Genomic DNA, 16,587 nt, shown 5'->3' with positions numbered 1-16,587 from the left:
CGGCTGCTAATCTAGCCCCACCAACCGGCATGAGTTAGCTATGACGCGCACCCAGGAAATTCGTCCCAATATCGACGAAGGGATCGACCGCAAGGTGCTGGCGCAGCTGCGCGCGCGCTTTCTCAAGGTCAATAGCGGCCGCCTGGACCGCGCCATGCAGGGTTTGTCGACGCGCCAGCAACTGGTGCTCAAACTGCTGCCGTTGCTGTTTCACGTTAACCATCCACTGCTTCCGGGTTATGTCTCCGGCCTTACCCCGGCCGGCCTGTCCGGCTATGAACCCGAAGACGAACTGCTCAGCGAAGCTCAGCGCCTGACCCGCTCCTTTGTTTACAAAGCGCGGCGCGGTAATCCGCCCATGCCGATCCACGGCCTGTTCCTGATGGGCAGCCTGGGCACGGTGGCGCAAGCCGAGCAGAGCGATATGGACGTGTGGGTCTGCCATGCGCCCGACCTCACTGCGCAGGAAATCCTCGAGCTGACCAAGAAGTGCACATTGCTCGAAGCCTGGGCGGCTACCCAGGGTGCCGAAGCGCATTTCTTTCTGATCGACCCGGCGCGCTTTACCGTCGGTGATCGCGAGGCACAGCTGACCTCCGACGACTGCGGCACCACCCAGCACTACCTGCTGCTGGACGAGTTCTACCGCACCGCGATCTGGCTGGCCGGGCGCACGCCGCTGTGGTGGCTGGTGCCGGTGTATGAAGAGCAGCGCTACGCCGAGTACACCCACCAGTTGCTGAGCAAACGCTTTATCCGCGCCGACGAGGTGCTCGACCTTGGCCACCTTGCCAGCATTCCCCCCGGCGAATTTATTGGTGCCGGCATGTGGCAGCTGTTCAAGGGTATCGAATCGCCTTACAAGTCGGCGCTCAAGCTGCTGCTTACCGAGGTGTATGCCAGCGAACACCCCAATGTCGAATGCCTGAGCCTGCGTTTCAAGCAGGCGGTGTACAGCAACCAGCTCGATCTGGATGAGCTGGACCCCTACGTGGTGGTGTACCGCCGCTTGGAGGAATACCTCAGCGGCCGCGGCGAAACCGAACGCCTGGAGCTGATCCGCCGCTGCCTGTACCTCAAGGTGAACAAGAAAATCAGCAATCCGCCGCGCAACCGGCGCAAGAGCTGGCAACGCCTGTTGCTGGAAAAGCTCACCGCCGACTGGGGCTGGCAGCACCGGCAACTGGCCATGCTCGACAGCCGCAGCCAGTGGAAGGTGCGCCAGGTCAGCGTCGAGCGCCGGGTGCTGGTCAACGAACTGACCTACAGCTATCGCTTTCTTTCCCAGTTCGCCCGCACCCAGCAGGCCTCAAGCTCCCTCAATAGCCGTGACCTTGGGGTATTGGGCCGGCGGCTGTATGCCGCGTTCGAGCGCAAGGCCGGCAAGATTGAGTTCATCAACCCCGGCATCGCCCCCGACCTCGCCGAAGACAACCTTACCCTGGTGTTCAACGCCAGTACCGGTGGCAACGACGACAGCCAGTGGGCGCTGTTCAACGGCAGCATCAGCGGCCAGGAGTGGCGCGACTTCGCCCCGCTGAAACGGGCACGCGAACTGATCGAGCTGCTGGCCTGGTGTCACCGTAATGGCGTGATCGACAGCAGTACGCGCATCGCCCTGCACCCTGGCGACAGCGACCTCACCGACTTCGAACTGTCCAATCTGCTGGGCAGCTTGCAACAGGCGGTGCCCCTGCCATTGCCGGCGGTCAGCGAGGATGCCCTGCTGCACAGCAGCGCGCCGAGCGAAGTGCTGCTGTTGGTCAATGTCGGCATCGACCCTCTGAAACAGCACAGCCAGCTCAATGTGCACATGACTACCGGCCGTACCGACTCCCTGGGTTACTCCGGGGTGCGGGAAAACCTGGTACTGACCCTCGACCAGGTCAGCCTCAACAGCTGGAACGAGTTGTCGGTAAGCCGCTACGACGGCGCCAATGCCCTGCTCGACTGCCTGCGCGACTTTCTCAACAGCCTGCCACCCGGCGGCAAGTTGCCGACGTTGAAGGTGCGCTGCTTCTGCCGCAACCGCGCACAGGCGATTGCCGAGCGGGTGGAAGAACTGTTCCGCGACATTCTTTCGCACTTTGTTGGCGAACGTGGGCAGCGTTATCTGGTGCAGATCCAGCAGCAATACCATGTACTGCAGCTGACGCCCGGGCAGGTCGACCATGTGGCCCTGAACAACCTGCCGGCGCTGTTGGAGCAATTGGGTGGCGAGCTGAACAGTTACAGCCCACTGCACCTGGACCGCCATGCCCTGGAAGGCGAAGACCTGGCGCTGATCCTGCCGCTCGGCCGGCCTGACTGCATTCAAGTGTTCTACCGCCTGCACGAAGAGGTTGCCGAGCTGACCGTACTGGATGAGCGCAACGCCCTATGGCGCCAACGCCTGCCGTTCCGTGACGAGCAAAGCCTGCTGACCCCGCTGCAACGCTTTCTGCAGTCAGTGTTCTACCGCCGCAACGCGCAGTTGCCGCTGGATGCCGACCTGACCCAGACCGAAGCGCTGGAAATTCTCTACTACGAAGTGCTGCCACCGGCACCCATGCGCGCGCAGTTCCTCGAGCGCCGCGCGCCCCAGCAATCCGGCGTCAGCCATCCGTTCTACGACGTGCAGGCGATTGTCGAACCCGCCGAACAGGGCCGTGTACACGTCAGCCTGTATTGCAACCACCGCGAGTTTTCCGAGCTGGAATATGGCAACGAACTGTTCAGCGCAGTGGCCCGGCACATTCTCTCGCAGCGCAGCGGCCACGAACGTTACCCCTGCTATATCACCGACCTGGATCTATCCCGCGTGCTCGGCGAAGGCCAGACCCAGACCATTCATTACCTGCGCTACAAAACCCGCCTGGAAGCGGCGTTGAATAGCGCATTGCAACGGGCTTAAACGCGAGTAGCCCGCGCCAATCACTGGCTATAGGCACCGGCCGCTTCCGGCTGGTATTCGACTGCCAGCAGCGTCAGCTGGATCAGCTTGCCAGCCGGGGTCGGCCAGTCGATATGCTGACCGACCGACAGGCCCAGCAAAGCGCTGCCCACTGGTGCCAGAATCGAGACGGTGCCTTCGCCGCCGGCATCCTGCGGGTAAACCAGGGTCAGGTGATATTCCTTGCCGCTGCCTTCTTCACGGCAGTACACCCGCGAATTCATGGTCACGACCCCAGCCGGTACTTCGTCATGGCCCACCACTTGGGCACGCGCCAACTCGGCTTCCAGAGCCTGGGCACCAGGGCCGAAATCGTCCAGGCCGTCGAGCAGGCGTTCAAGACGTTGCAGATCCAGACGGGTAATGGTGATCGCAGGAGCAGTCATGACTACGGTACTCACAATCAGCAGGAATGCCGCCGCCAACAATGGCGTACAAGGCAGCAGCCCCTAGGCGGTAATAAAGAAAAACCCCGACCGAAGCCGGGGTTTGCAGGTACCTCATTCAGTTGAGGCTGGTGCGACCGTAGCACAAGACATGACCCGTTGGTCAAGACTGCCGGAAAGGCGAAGGTTTCACCCGCGCCTGGGCCAACTGGATAATCTGCCGCCGCCGCGGGCTGTCGGCGGCTTTCCATTCGCGGATCTCCGCCAGCAGGCGGCCGCAACCCAGGCAGACATCCTCGTCATCCAGGCAGCATTCGCGGCGACAGGGCGACAGCACGATATCTTCGGCCGCCGCCACTGTGCCGGCCATCGGTTCGAACAACACGGGCGCGGAGGTCTGGCTGTCAGAGCTCATCGAACTCGATTGCCTCTTCGGCTTGCTCCAGGGTAATGCGTGCAAGCATTTCGCCCAGCAGCTCGTCACTGGTGTCGCAGATCCAGCGGTTGCTGGCGCTGTCGTAGTCAAAGTGGAAGCCACCGGATTTTGCCGCCACCCAGAGTTGGCGGATCGGCACCTGGCGGCTGAGGATAAGCTGCGAGCCATTGGCAAAACGCACGGTGAGAATGCCGGCGGAGTTTTCCAGATCAAGGTCCAGGCCGCTGTCATCGAAAATGTCTTCTACCGATTCCTGGGTGGCATCCACCAGGTCGTGAAAACGCGCTTCGGTCAAACTCATAACGGGCACCTCAGGCAGAAAATAGGGCAACGTCGTGGTGCGTTGCTTTAAAGGATCAATCGACGTTGGCCACCAGCGTGCGTCGGTATTCAGCGGGGCTTTGCCCGGTCCAGCGACGAAATGCCCGGGCCAGGGAGCCGGCTTCGCTGAAGCCGACGAAAAAGGCGATATCGGCCAGTTCCAGAGTCGGGTCTCGCAGGTACTGCAGCACCAGTTGCTGACGGGTCTCGTCGACAAGCTGGCTGAATGATAACCCGGTCTCGCGCAGACGGCGCTGCAAGGTGCGCGGACTGAGCGCCAGAATCTGCGCCAGACGCTCCAGGTCCGGGCCCGCGTCCGCCAGTTGCTTGGCCAGCTCCAGGCGCGCGCGGTCCAGCACCTGCTGGCCCTGGCGCAATTCGCTGAGTAGCCGATCAGCGTAGCCATCGAGCATCTGCCGCACCTGTGCATCGGCCTGGCCGAGCGGTGCTTGCAGCAGGCGCTTGGGGAAAACCAGGGCGTTGTCAGCCTGGGAAAACAACACCGGGCAGCGAAAGATACGCTGGTACTCCGAGGTATCGGCGGGTGCCGGGTGTTGGAAGCGCACCTCGGTGGGCGGGATATCCAGGCCGCTTATCCAGTGGCCGAAGGTGGTCCAGCCGGCCAGGGTTTCTTCGCTCAGCTGGCGCTGCTGTTGCGGCAATAGCGGCTGCCAGCTGTGTGCCACCTGAGGTTCGAGGCCCGGACGGGCCGGCTCGTCGGCCAGGTCGACGTGTCCCAGGCTGCCCACCAGGGTCGCGTAACGGGCCTGGCGATGCAGGGCGTCGCCCAAGGTCGCGCAACTCATCAGCAGATAGCCGAGCACGCCGTAATAGCCGGGGCGCACGGCTTCGCCCAGGTGCAGACCGAAAAACTCATCGCCGGTCAGCGCCACGCCACGGTTCATCAATTCCAGATACACCGACGCGGCCACCCGCTGATCCCGCTGCGCTAACAGCACCGGGCTCAACTGCAGTGGTGCCAGCAGGGTGTCGCTGGCAATGCCCTGACGCCCCAGGTAGTCCAGCAGCCCCTGCAGATAGGCGACCGAAACCGAACCGGCGAGAGGCGTGGGGGTATCCATCGGAGCTCCTGATTGGGCGCGAATCCCGGGTGAGGCCAGCCTATATGCTAGCGCCAAGGCCCGCAGGACGGCAGAGGGCTGGCGCATAGGCAAGGCGTCGGGGGGCCGGTATACTCGGGCCCAATCACTGCTTTTACAAGGAATCCGCCATGAAGCGGCTACTGACTGCCCTTATCGCGCTCGTCGCCATTTCGTCTCTGCTCAGCGGCTGCGGCCAGAAAGGCCCGCTGTATCTGCCAGGCGAAGATCAACCCTCTGCTGAACACACCCACTAAGGAGGCGGTATGCACGCCTTCAATTACCGCACAGGTGAGCTGTTTGCGGAGGGTGTGGCGTTGTCCGCCATTGCCGAGCGCTTTGGCACACCCACCTACGTTTACTCGCGGGCGCATATCAGCGCGCAGTTCAATGCCTATGCCGACGCCCTGCAAGGTGTCCCGCATCTGGTGTGCTACGCGGTCAAAGCCAACTCCAACCTGGCGGTACTGAACCTGCTGGCCCGTCTGGGTGCCGGCTTCGATATCGTTTCGTCGGGCGAACTGGAGCGTGTGCTGGCCGCTGGCGGCGAACCGGGCAAGATCGTGTTTTCCGGTGTCGGCAAAAGTCGTGACGATATGCGCCGCGCCCTGGAAGTCGGTGTGCACTGCTTCAACGTCGAATCCACCGACGAGCTGGAACGCCTGCAACAGGTAGCAGCCGAGCAGGACCTGATCGCACCGATCTCCCTGCGGGTCAACCCGGATGTCGATGCCGGCACCCACCCGTACATTTCCACCGGTCTCAAAGAAAACAAATTCGGTATCGCCATAGCCGATGCCGAAGCGGTGTATGCCCGCGCCCAGGAACTGCCGAACCTGAAAGTGCTGGGTGTGGACTGCCATATCGGTTCGCAACTGACCAGCCTGCCGCCGTTCCTCGACGCCCTCGACCGTCTGCTGGCGCTGATCGACCGCCTCGCGGCGCGTGGCATCCAGATCCAGCACCTGGACCTGGGCGGTGGCGTTGGCGTGCGCTACAAAGACGAAACGCCGCCGCTGGTCAGCGACTATATCCAGGCCGTGCGTGAACGTACTGCCGGGCGCGACCTCAAGCTGGTGTTCGAGCCGGGCCGCTATATCGTCGCCAACGGCGGCGTGCTGCTGACCCAGGTGGAATACCTCAAGCACACCGAGCACAAAGACTTCGCCATCGTCGATGCTGCCATGAACGACCTGATCCGCCCGGCCCTCTACCAGGCCTGGATGGACGTGTTGCCGGTACAGCCACGCGAAGGCGCAGCGCGCGTCTACGACATCGTTGGCCCCATCTGCGAAACCGGTGACTTCCTGGCCAAAGGTCGTGAGCTGGCGCTTGCCGAAGGTGATTTATTGGCAGTGTGCTCGGCGGGTGCCTATGGTTTTGCCATGAGTTCCAACTACAACACCCGTGGCCGTTGCGCCGAAGTGCTGGTCGACGGCGAACAGGCTTACGAAGTGCGCCGCCGCGAGACCGTGCAAGAACTCTATGCTGGCGAAAGCCTGCTGCCGGAGTAACGGTCATGTTGCTGCGATTCACCAAAATGCACGGGCTGGGCAATGACTTCATGGTCCTCGACCTGGTCAGCCAGCACGCGCATATCCAACCCAAACACGCCAAGCAGTGGGGCGACCGCCACACTGGCGTGGGCTTCGACCAGCTGCTTTTGGTGGAACCACCGAGCAACCCGGACGTCGATTTCCGTTACCGCATCTTCAACGCCGACGGTTCGGAAGTGGAGCAATGCGGCAACGGTGCGCGCTGCTTCGCCCGCTTCGTGCTGGACAAGCGCCTGACCATGAAACGGCAGATCCGCGTGGAAACCTCTGGCGGCATCATGGAGCTGGATATCCGCGCCGACGGCCAGATCAGCGTCAATATGGGCGCACCGATTCTGGAGCCGGCCCGTATTCCGTTCCAAGCCGAGAGCCAGGCGCTGAACTACAGCGTCGATGTCGATGGCACCCCGGTGCAACTGGCGGCAGTCTCCATGGGCAATCCCCATGGTGTGTTGCGCGTCGATGATGTCGACAGCGCGCCAGTCCACACCCTGGGGCCGAAGCTGGAGCACCATCCACGCTTCCCCAATCGGGCCAACATCGGTTTTCTGCAAGTCATCGACCGCCACCACGCCAAATTGCGTGTGTGGGAGCGCAGCGCCGGGGAAACCCAGGCCTGCGGCAGTGGTGCTTGCGCCGCTGCAGTGGCGGCCATCAGCCAGGGCTGGATGGACTCGCCGGTGCAACTCGAACTGCTCGGAGGCCGTCTATTCCTCGAATGGGCAGGGCCCGGGCACCCCGTAATGATGACCGGGCCTGCAGTCCGGGTTTATGAAGGGCAGGTTCGCCTATGACCGACAAGCAGCAAGACCCGAGCACCCCTCTCGACGCGGAAGCGGTAGCCGCGTATCTGCGCGCCCATCCGGAGTTTTTCGTCGACCATGACGAGCTGATCCCCGAACTGCGCATTCCGCACCAGCGCGGAGAGTCGGTGTCGCTGGTGGAGCGCCAGGTCAAGCTGCTGCGTGAGCGCAATATCGAAATGCGCCACCGTCTTTCGCAACTGATGGATGTCGCCCGCGACAATGATCGGCTGTTCGATAAGACCCGTCGTCTGGTCCTCGATCTGCTCGATGCGGGCACCCTGGAAGAAGTGGTCAGCGCGGTTGAAGACAGCCTGCGCCATGAATTCCAGGTGCCCTTTGTCAGCCTCACGCTGTTCAGCGAAACGCCGACCGGCGTGGGCCGCTCAGTGAGCTTTGCCGAAGCCCATCAGGCCATTGGCGGCCTACTGGCCGACGGCAAGACCATCTGCGGCGTGCTGCGCAGCCACGAGCTGGCGTTCCTGTTCAGCGAAGAAGAGCGGGACAGCGTCGGCTCGGCCGCCGTGGTCGCCCTCAGCCACCAGGGCCTGCACGGCGTGCTGGCCATCGGCAGCCCGGATCCGCAGCACTACAAAAGCTCCCTCGGCACCCTATTCCTCGGCTATATCGCCGAAGTTCTCGCCCGCGTACTGCCGCGCTTCGCCACGCCGCTACGCTCGGTACGCTAACCCGCCTGGCCGGCAGCACTGCGCTGCCGTGCCGAGGAGCATGGCCTGATGCACGCTGCCCTGGATGCCTACCTGCAACACTTGCGTAGCGAGCGTCAGATGTCGCCGCACACCCTCGACGGTTATCAACGCGATCTGCTGAAACTGGTGGAGCTGTGCGAGAAACAGGGCATCGCCTCCTGGGCCAAACTCGATGTGCGCCAGTTGCGCAGCTTCGTCGCCCGTCTGCACCAGCAAGGCCTGTCGGCGCGTAGCCTGGCGCGGCTGTTGTCGGCCACTCGCGGGCTGTACAGCTACCTGATCGGCGAAGGCCTCTGCCAACACGACCCGGCCACCGGCGTCGCCCCACCGAAACGCGAACGCCGCCTGCCACGCACGCTGGATGCCGACCGCACCTCGCAGCTGCTTGATGGTGCCGTGGAGGACGACTTTATCGGTCTGCGCGACCAGGCCATGCTCGAGCTGTTCTACTCCTCCGGCCTGCGCCTGGCCGAGCTGGCAGGCTTGAATCTGCAGCAACTGGACCTGCCTGGCGGTCTGGTGGAAGTGTTTGGTAAAGGCAGCAAGACGCGGGTGCTGCCGCTGGGCCGCAAAGCCCGCGAAGCCATCGAAAACTGGTTGCCGCAACGGGCCCTGGCCAACCCGGCGGACGACGCGGTATTTATCAGCGCCCAAGGTCGGCGACTGGGGCCGCGCGCCATTCAACTGCGCGTCGGCCAGGCCGGCGTGCGCGAACTGGGGCAGCACCTGCACCCGCATATGCTGCGTCACTCCTTTGCCAGCCATATGCTCGAATCGTCCCAGGATCTACGCGCCGTGCAAGAGTTGCTCGGCCACGCCGATATCGCCACCACACAGATCTACACCCACCTGGACTTCCAGCACCTGGCCACGGTTTACGACGGTGCCCACCCGCGGGCCAAACGCAAAAGCAGCGAGTCATGAGCATTCAACTGATCACCTTCGACCTCGACGACACCCTGTGGGACAACCTGCCGGTGATCACCGGTGCCGAGGCGGCCATGCGCAACTGGCTGAACGAACATGCGCCGTTGCTGGCGGCGCTGCCGGTGGAGCATTTGTGGGCCATTCGCAGCCAGGTGCTGGCCGCCGAACCTACGCTGCGGTATCGCCTCAGCGAGCTGCGGCGCAGAACGTTGTTTCAAGCGATGGAGGGCGTGGGTTATAGCGTTGAAGAGTCCCGGCGCATGGCCGAAGAGGCGTTCCACGCCATGCTCGATGCCCGCCATCGCATCACCTTTTTCGACGACACGGTGCCAACCCTGGAGCACCTCACCGAGCGCTACACCCTCGGCGTGATCACCAACGGCAATGCCGACGTGCGCCGTCTGGGGCTGGCCGACTACTTCCGCTTCGCCCTGTGCGCCGAAGACCTGGGAGTTGGCAAACCCGACCCACTGCCCTTTGTCACCGCGCTGCAACACGCAGGCGTTGCAGCCGACGCCGGCGTGCATGTCGGCGACCACCCGGCCGACGATATCCGCGGTGCCCAGAATGCCGGCATGCGCGCGATCTGGTTCAACCCGCAGGGCAAAAGCTGGGAAGGCGAAGGCAGCCCGGATGCACAGATTCGGGCGTTGGCGGAGTTGCCAGAGGTGTTGGCGCAATGGGCCTGATGCCGCGGCTACCCCTCGTCCCAAGCGAGGCTGAAGCCTCTCCCGCAAAAGATCGAGTCACCCCGTAAGAGCGGCTTCAGCCGCGATGCTTTTGATTTCACAATCTCAGCAGCGCCACACATCGAGGTCTGGCGAGCTAGAGCGTTTCAACGCAGCGAAGCCGACGCGCAGTTGATCGCCAAGCCAATAAAAAACCCGCCAACGAGGCGGGTTTTTTATTGAGCTAAACCTAAATAGGGCGGCTGCCGTATTTGCTGTCTGGCTTTTTGGGGGGATCCGCCACCACATTGGGTTCGACTTCCTGCACCTTGCCGCCACGGGAAAGAAATTCCTGCATGGCGCGCTCCAGCGCATCGCGTTCCTTCTGTTTGGCTTCGATGCTCGGCAGCTCGTCGATATCGACCGCCGCCTTGGCTTTCTTGCCAGCTTTTACCGGGACATCGCTGTCACTGTCGCTGTCATCGCCATCATCGGCCACGCCATCGTCGGCAGCCGCCAGCTCTTCGCCGTCGTCTTCCGCACCACCTTCCAGCTCGTCTTGTTCCAGATCTTCGTCGCTCATGTTTAACCTCATGACTTGCGAAAAGCAGATTAGTTATAGCCCAGCAACGCACGCTGTCGCGCATTGCCAGAAAAAATTCAAAGAGGCTCACCCTGCAGGGTCGCGAGCACTCTTCTGGGGCCACCGTGGTCGCGGTGCTCCCCCAGGTAAATCCCCTGCCAGGTTCCCAGTGCCAAACGTCCTGCCGTGATCGGCAGTGTCAGTTGGCAGCCCAGCAAGCTGGCCTTGAAGTGCGCCGGTAAATCGTCCGGGCCCTCATCGTTGTGCTCGTAACCACTATCGGCATGACTGCCGTCGGCTTGAGGCACAAGACGATTGAAGAAACGCTCAAAGTCGCGTCGCACAGCCGGGTCGGCATTTTCATTGACGGTCAACGAAGCCGAGGTGTGCAACAGCCACAGATGTAACAGACCGACACCACAGCTACGCAGTTCCGGCAATTTGCCCGTGACCTCATCCGTCACCAGATGGAAGCCTCGAGGCCGTGCCTGCAAGCTGAATTCGCGTTGCTGCCACATATGCATCTCCGCTGCTTCGGCGCGCATTCTAGCGTGCTGCGAGAAAAAGCAAAGAGCACAGGCCAGAGCGCTTGAGTTTATTTCTGCGATCCCGGTTTTCAAGGCTGACCGGGCTCGACAAAGGTCGCAAATTCACACTATCGCAAAATGCAAAATGCCCGGCAGAGCCGGGCATTTTTCGTGCGGATAGAACCTTATAAGGAAGCCTTACAGGTTGTAGCCACGCTCGTTGTGCTGCGCGAGGTCCAGACCGACAGTCTCTTCCTCTTCGCTGACACGCAGACCGATCACCAGGTCCAGCACTTTGAGGATCACAAAGGTGACGATCGCGGTGTAGACAACGGTGAAGGCAACGCCTTTGAACTGGGTGAAAACCTGTGCGCCGATGTCGGTCACAGTGCCGAAGCCGCCCAAGGCAGGAGCTGCGAATACGCCGGTCAGCAGTGCACCAACGATACCGCCGATACCGTGTACGCCGAAGGCGTCCAGGGAGTCGTCGTAGCCCAGTTTGCGTTTCAGGGTAGTGGCGCAGAAGAAGCAGATCACGCCAGCAGCCAGGCCGATTACCAGAGCGCCCATTGGGCCAACGGTACCGGCAGCCGGGGTGATACCGACCAGACCAGCGACTACACCCGAAGCGATGCCCAGGGCACTTGGCTTACCGTGGGTGATCCACTCGGCGAACATCCAGCCCAGTGCAGCGGCGGCGGTAGCGATCTGGGTAACCAGCATGGCCATACCGGCGGTGCCGTTGGAGGCCACAGCGGAACCGGCGTTGAAGCCGAACCAGCCGATCCACAGCATGGCGGCACCGACCAGGGTGTAGCCCAGGTTGTGCGGAGCCATCGGGGTGGTTGGGTAGCCTTTGCGTTTGCCCATCACCAGGCAAGCAACCAGACCCGCGATACCGGCGTTGATGTGCACCACGGTGCCGCCAGCGAAGTCCAGTACGCCCCAGTCCCACAGCAGGCCGCCGTTACCGCTCCAGACCATGTGGGCGATTGGTGCATAGACCAGAGTGAACCACACGCCCATGAAGATCAGCATCGCGGAGAACTTCATACGCTCTGCGAAGGCACCAACGATCAGAGCCGGGGTGATGATCGCGAAGGTCATCTGGAAGGTGATGAAGACGGCTTCCGGCACAGCGTACGTCAGGCTGGCTGGAGTAACGCCGGCGAGGAATGCCTTGGACAGGCCACCCACGAAGGAATTGAAGTTAACAACGCCCTGTTCCATGCCAGTGACATCGAACGTCATGCTGTAGCCGTAAACGACCCACAGAATGCTGATCAGGCCAGTGATGGCGAAGCATTGCATCATCACCGAGAGGATGTTCTTGGAGCGGACCATGCCGCCGTAGAACAGCGCCAGGCCGGGGATGGTCATGAACAGCACCAATGCGGTGGCGGTCAACATCCACGCCGTATCACCGCTATTCAACACAACCTCGTCAGCGGCCATTGCCAGGCCGGGGGTAACGAGGGACAAAAGGGCTCCTAGCCCTGCGAGCTTACGCAGAGTCATATTGTTTTCTCCTGGGGCGTTGGGTTCGGCGGCTTAGATTGCGTCGGTGCCGGTTTCACCGGTACGGATGCGAATTGCCTGTTCCAGATTGACCACGAAGATCTTGCCGTCACCGATTTTGCCGGTGTTGGCAGCCTTGGTGATGGCTTCGATTACGCGGTCCAGCTGGTCATCAGCAATGGCCACGTCGATCTTCACCTTGGGCAGGAAGTCGACCACGTATTCGGCGCCGCGATACAACTCGGTATGGCCTTTCTGACGACCGAAGCCTTTGACTTCAGTGACAGTGATGCCTTGCACGCCGATCTCCGATAGCGACTCGCGCACATCGTCCAGCTTGAACGGTTTGATGATGGCAGTTACTAACTTCATGAAACTCTCTCCCGTATTGGTGGACTTGCCCCAGGAAAAACGAACCCGGCTCAAGTCTAAGCGCAGTGTCTGGCTTTGTAACGCATCGAACGTCCTCAGGGAGGGCTCTCGACACAACCAATCGCTCCTGACGAAACGACTCCCCCGCTTCGCCTTACGCATCCGAACTGCATCGGTGCATGCGTCATAGGCCACTAAGCAGAAAGCTTGCCAGCTCGCTGAAAAGCTTGAAATTCAGCGAGTTATTAAGCCCAAGCAGCAATGTGACCAGAGTGCGCAAGCGAGTCACGCGCAACAACAGTGCAGGGTTCGCTTTAGCGACGCTCCAAAACCGTGCAAAACCCTGCAGCCGTTAGCCTAGATGCCGCGTGGTACACTGCCAGCCGACTTTTCTGGAACCCTTTTATGCTGCCGCCCAAAGCCCTGCTCGACGCTTTAAGCACCCATGCCTCGCGCCTGTTCAATGGTGAAACACCCTTGCCGCGCAGTGAATTCGAAGCCCAGTTCAAAGCCCTGTTGCAAAGTGGTTTCAGCAAGCTGGATCTGGTCAGCCGGGAAGAGTTCGATAGCCAGATGGCCGTCCTCGCCCGCACCCGCGCCCGCCTCGAAGCGCTGGAAGCCAAGGTCGCCGAACTGGAAGCCAAGGTAACCCCGCCCAGCGAGTAAACCCCGCCGCATAAGCGGCATGTGATCAAGGAGTGATCCGTGTCTCTGGCCATCGTCCGCAGTCGCGCCCAAGTCGGCGTGCAAGCCCCCGCCGTGATCGTCGAAGCCCACCTGGCCAACGGTCTGCCCTCACTGACCCTGGTGGGCTTGCCGGAAACCGCCGTCAAGGAAAGCAAAGACCGCGTGCGTAGCGCGATTCTGAATTGCGCCTTTGAATTTCCCCAACGTCGCATCACCCTCAACCTCGCCCCCGCCGATTTGCCCAAAGACGGCGGGCGCTTTGACCTCGCCATCGCGCTGGGAATTCTGGCAGCCAGCGGCCAGGTGCCGGCAGCAGCGCTCGAACAGGTGGAATGCCTGGGCGAGTTGGCATTGTCTGGTGAACTTCGTCCCGTGCAGGGTGTTCTGCCCGCCGCTCTCGCCGCGCGGGCGGCAGGGCGCACCCTGATTGTGCCGCGCAGCAATGCCGAAGAAGCCAGCCTGGCATCCGGCCTCACCGTCCTGGCGGCGGATCACCTGCTGGAGCTCGCCGCCCACTTCAACGGCCTGACACCCATCCTCGCGTACGAGGCGCAAGGCCTGCTGCGCGAATGCGCACCCTATCCGGACCTCAGCGAAGTGCAGGGCCAGGCAGCCGCCAAGCGTGCCTTGCTGGTCGCTGCCGCCGGTTCCCATAACCTGTTGTTCACCGGCCCTCCAGGCACCGGCAAAACCCTGCTCGCCAGCCGCCTGCCCGGGCTGCTGCCACCGCTGGAAGAACAGGAAGCGCTGGAGGTGGCGGCGATTCAATCGGTGGCCAGCCACACCCCCATGAGCGCCTGGCCACAGCGGCCGTTCCGGCATCCACACCATACGGCTTCAGGTCCGGCACTGGTCGGTGGCGGCTGAGACATCGAGCAATTGTTGAGAAAGACGCGAAATAGATGAGAAATAAATTAGCCTCTAAAAGGCAGGCCTAAGGTCCCAGAACGCAGCAAATACGGGGGCTCAGCGCTTGAGCTTTTCGCTTATCTATTCGGCTTAACCATCTTCCCTCTCAGAAGAGAGAAGCTTTCCCCGCGTCCTACGGATCAGAAAAGTCTTCAAATTTTTCTAGCGTGTGATTCCAATGACTGAGAGCAGCACCGAGGCTACAACCGGCATTGAAACTATCTCACGCCTGCTTGAGGGCAAGTGGAAGCTCATCATCCTGTTTCATCTGCTCGACGGGGATTCGTATCGTTTTTCATATTTGGAAAAACGCATCCCCAACATTTCTAAAAAGATGTTGATCCAGCAACTCCGGCAGTTGGAAATGGACGGGCTTGTTATTCGGAAGCTTTATGCGCAGGTCCCTCCCAAGGTTGAGTACAAGCTATCGGATTGGGGTTGAGGCCTCAGACCAGTTTTCGGGGCGCTCACCAACTGGATTGACCTGATGGACAAAAAACGATGAAACACCATTCCACCAGTTAGGAGGCACAACAGATAGCTGACGCAGAATAGATAGCGATCGTAGATGAGCTCTATCTCGCTGAAGCGATTGAATCGATAGTGTTCCCACCACTGAACAAGGATGTCGAATGGACCTGACTCCGCCGCCTCGCAAACCCGAAGGGCTTAACTAGCATCCCAGAGCCATTCAATACCCCAAAGCGGACGCGCTCCCTGGATCAATTTCACAACGTCGATGTAGGACTCATACGTCGCTTTATCGAAGTCGGACCAAGCTACGCCTAGCTTCTGAGCTCTTTTAAAAGCCACGAGCGCTTTCGGGTATCTACTTGGCTCCGCGCTCAGTAACGCTTTCATATTATTGATGAGCACTGAGTCTATCGGAGGATGAAGCAGAGCCACGCTCGGGTGCGTTTCCTGCCCTGCGCATACTAGTTTCGATTTCAGATAGATGTTGATTAGCTTCTGCGCACGTCCATAGCTGCAGCAAAGCGTCTCCGTGCTTTTTAATTTTTTACCTGTGTCCCTGTCTTTTCTCTCCCTCACGTAGGTCAAGCCTTGCGCACCTTCCATTGCGCGAGTGAAGAGAGAATCCAAAAATGAACTCATTTTTTCTGGAGACGGGAGATCGTTTGCGGTTCTGACGCTCGCTGCGCCTGAAAGGTCTATTAGGCGTGCCGCATTCTTAACGGTATGCCCAGGTGCTCCCCGAGAATATGCTCGAGCTGCAGCCCAAGCCGCGAATCGATGTCGGTGATCAAAAATCGTGTACGCATCCTGCATTAATACGCCTCCTACTGAAGCCCCGAAGAGGCTTGACTTGCTCTATTCACCTGACGAGCAAGTATCTGGTGCGATGACGTTTTTACTCGCTAATGGGATGCTTTGGTCAATTTCTTGTGGTTTCTTGGGAAAGAGGTCCAACGACTCCACCATCAACAACGATTTCACAGAGGGCTGTTTATGATCATGCATCGGCTGTTCATACTGGGATTAGCGCCTACGAGAAAAACCTACTTTCGGCTGCTGGAACTCGCGCCACTCATGGTGCTCGTAGCGTTATGGCGACAGGATGATCTGACGTGGATCAATGGAGCCGCGGCTATGCTGGCGATGTGGGCTCTCTACGCGTCTGCACCTTTGATTATCAAGCTTCAGCGCTCTCGCTTGAATGCAATGCATGTCCGAGACTGCGCTCGATTAGACGCGCGTATTGCTCAAGAAAAAACACCTAAAAAGCAGCGCTGGCTTCAGGAGCAGGCAGAGAAAATGCCCCTGCGTGGCCACCTCGTTAATGATCCTATGCCAACGTTTGAAAAATACCGTCAGCTGGCGAGCCTGTTTATGAAAATCGCCTCTTGGATGCATAAACGCGGATAAGGCACAGCAGGCCCTCCGATTCTGAGCATGTCGATTGCTTGGATTGAAGCATGCTCAGGTCTTTGAAGTTGAATGCACTATCGCTGGACGCGAGTCGTTTAGCTGCGCATAGGAAAACAGTTGAGTAGGTGCGAGCCCTCAATAGCCAGCTAGCAGCAGGCCTATCCTAACCCCTGGTCCTTACAGGTCGAATGAGGGGTGGAAGAGCACAAATCTCGCAGACTTCACTTTCGCCTCATCAACTAGGATCGCCTTGCATTACTCGTAT

The 16,587-nt window shown here is 60.6% G+C and carries 18 protein-coding genes and 1 pseudogene; 11 read left to right on the top strand and 8 right to left on the bottom strand.

What is annotated here, in order from left to right; all coding sequences use genetic code 11:
* Positions 1-40 precede the first annotated feature (40 nt).
* On the top strand, positions 41-2,893 hold the full coding sequence (locus ACVW0Y_RS19005; RefSeq protein WP_457440442.1) for a class I adenylate cyclase: 2,853 nt from the start codon (positions 41-43) through the stop codon (positions 2,891-2,893).
* A 20-nt stretch (positions 2,894-2,913) separates the two neighbouring features.
* Here ACVW0Y_RS19005 and rnk read toward each other — a convergent pair whose 3' ends face one another.
* The 4 genes from rnk to ACVW0Y_RS18985 form a co-directional block, all read right to left on the bottom strand.
* Positions 2,914-3,318: a nucleoside diphosphate kinase regulator gene (rnk, locus tag ACVW0Y_RS19000; protein ID WP_457440440.1), complete on the bottom strand. Its 405-nt coding sequence runs from the start codon at positions 3,316-3,318 to the stop codon at positions 2,914-2,916.
* Between the two features lie 163 nt (positions 3,319-3,481).
* On the bottom strand, positions 3,482-3,688 hold the full coding sequence (locus tag ACVW0Y_RS18995; RefSeq protein WP_457440572.1) for a DUF1289 domain-containing protein: 207 nt from the start codon (positions 3,686-3,688) through the stop codon (positions 3,482-3,484).
* A gap of 34 nt (positions 3,689-3,722) precedes the next feature.
* Entirely contained in the window at positions 3,723-4,055 is a 333-nt protein-coding gene (cyaY, locus tag ACVW0Y_RS18990; RefSeq protein WP_457440438.1) for an iron donor protein CyaY, read from the bottom strand.
* Positions 4,056-4,110: 55 nt separating this feature from the next.
* Positions 4,111-5,157 carry an AraC family transcriptional regulator gene (locus ACVW0Y_RS18985; RefSeq protein ID WP_457440437.1) on the bottom strand — a complete coding sequence of 349 codons (1,047 nt, stop codon included), beginning with the start codon at positions 5,155-5,157 and terminating at the stop codon, positions 4,111-4,113.
* Positions 5,158-5,306: 149 nt separating this feature from the next.
* Between ACVW0Y_RS18985 and lptM the strand changes: the two genes are divergently transcribed.
* The 6 genes from lptM to ACVW0Y_RS18955 are packed head-to-tail and all read left to right on the top strand — an operon-like array spanning position 5,307 to position 9,860.
* Positions 5,307-5,432, top strand: coding sequence for an LPS translocon maturation chaperone LptM (lptM, locus tag ACVW0Y_RS18980; RefSeq protein WP_110615808.1), 126 nt, complete (start codon positions 5,307-5,309; stop codon positions 5,430-5,432).
* 9 nt (positions 5,433-5,441) lie between these two features.
* Entirely contained in the window at positions 5,442-6,689 is a 1,248-nt protein-coding gene (gene lysA / locus ACVW0Y_RS18975) for a diaminopimelate decarboxylase (protein ID WP_457440434.1), read from the top strand.
* Between the two features lie 5 nt (positions 6,690-6,694).
* Positions 6,695-7,525: a diaminopimelate epimerase gene (gene dapF, locus ACVW0Y_RS18970; protein WP_457440433.1), complete on the top strand. Its 831-nt coding sequence runs from the start codon at positions 6,695-6,697 to the stop codon at positions 7,523-7,525.
* Positions 7,522-8,223: a DUF484 family protein gene (locus tag ACVW0Y_RS18965; protein ID WP_457440430.1), complete on the top strand. Its 702-nt coding sequence runs from the start codon at positions 7,522-7,524 to the stop codon at positions 8,221-8,223. The genes dapF and ACVW0Y_RS18965 overlap by 4 nt, the downstream gene beginning before the upstream one ends.
* A gap of 48 nt (positions 8,224-8,271) precedes the next feature.
* Positions 8,272-9,168, top strand: coding sequence for a tyrosine recombinase XerC (gene xerC, locus ACVW0Y_RS18960; RefSeq protein ID WP_457440428.1), 897 nt, complete (start codon positions 8,272-8,274; stop codon positions 9,166-9,168).
* Positions 9,165-9,860, top strand: coding sequence for an HAD family hydrolase (locus ACVW0Y_RS18955; protein WP_457440426.1), 696 nt, complete (start codon positions 9,165-9,167; stop codon positions 9,858-9,860). The genes xerC and ACVW0Y_RS18955 overlap by 4 nt, the downstream gene beginning before the upstream one ends.
* A 229-nt stretch (positions 9,861-10,089) precedes the next feature.
* Here ACVW0Y_RS18955 and sutA read toward each other — a convergent pair whose 3' ends face one another.
* The 4 genes from sutA to glnK all read right to left on the bottom strand — a co-directional run bounded on the left by sutA (position 10,090) and on the right by glnK (position 12,839).
* A complete protein-coding gene (gene sutA, locus ACVW0Y_RS18950; protein WP_108098001.1) occupies positions 10,090-10,422 on the bottom strand; it encodes a transcriptional regulator SutA in 333 nt (110 codons plus the stop codon).
* Positions 10,423-10,499: 77 nt separating this feature from the next.
* Entirely contained in the window at positions 10,500-10,940 is a 441-nt protein-coding gene (locus tag ACVW0Y_RS18945; RefSeq protein ID WP_457440423.1) for a secondary thiamine-phosphate synthase enzyme YjbQ, read from the bottom strand.
* 207 nt (positions 10,941-11,147) lie between these two features.
* The gene (locus tag ACVW0Y_RS18940; RefSeq protein ID WP_457440421.1) at positions 11,148-12,467 is read right to left on the bottom strand and encodes an ammonium transporter; all 1,320 of its coding nucleotides are present in this window, start codon (positions 12,465-12,467) and stop codon (positions 11,148-11,150) included.
* A 33-nt stretch (positions 12,468-12,500) separates the two neighbouring features.
* The gene (gene glnK / locus ACVW0Y_RS18935) at positions 12,501-12,839 is read right to left on the bottom strand and encodes a P-II family nitrogen regulator (protein ID WP_003457590.1); all 339 of its coding nucleotides are present in this window, start codon (positions 12,837-12,839) and stop codon (positions 12,501-12,503) included.
* 405 nt (positions 12,840-13,244) lie between these two features.
* Between glnK and ACVW0Y_RS18930 the strand changes: the two genes are divergently transcribed.
* From ACVW0Y_RS18930 to ACVW0Y_RS18915, 4 genes and pseudogenes are all read left to right on the top strand, one after another.
* A complete protein-coding gene (locus ACVW0Y_RS18930) occupies positions 13,245-13,505 on the top strand; it encodes an accessory factor UbiK family protein (RefSeq protein ID WP_457440418.1) in 261 nt (86 codons plus the stop codon).
* 39 nt (positions 13,506-13,544) lie between these two features.
* A pseudogene (locus ACVW0Y_RS18925) lies at positions 13,545-14,390 on the top strand (YifB family Mg chelatase-like AAA ATPase); the annotation flags it as partial.
* Between the two features lie 223 nt (positions 14,391-14,613).
* Positions 14,614-14,877: a winged helix-turn-helix transcriptional regulator gene (locus tag ACVW0Y_RS18920; protein ID WP_457440416.1), complete on the top strand. Its 264-nt coding sequence runs from the start codon at positions 14,614-14,616 to the stop codon at positions 14,875-14,877.
* A gap of 1,025 nt (positions 14,878-15,902) precedes the next feature.
* Complete coding sequence (locus ACVW0Y_RS18915) at positions 15,903-16,319, top strand: hypothetical protein (RefSeq protein ID WP_457440414.1); 417 nt, start codon at positions 15,903-15,905, stop codon at positions 16,317-16,319.
* Positions 16,320-16,587 lie beyond the last annotated feature (268 nt).

Source organism: Pseudomonas sp. TE3786, from assembly GCF_054057335.1.
The sequence above is the reverse complement of the archived record's forward strand: the minus strand, read 5'-3'. Positions and strand labels throughout refer to the sequence as shown.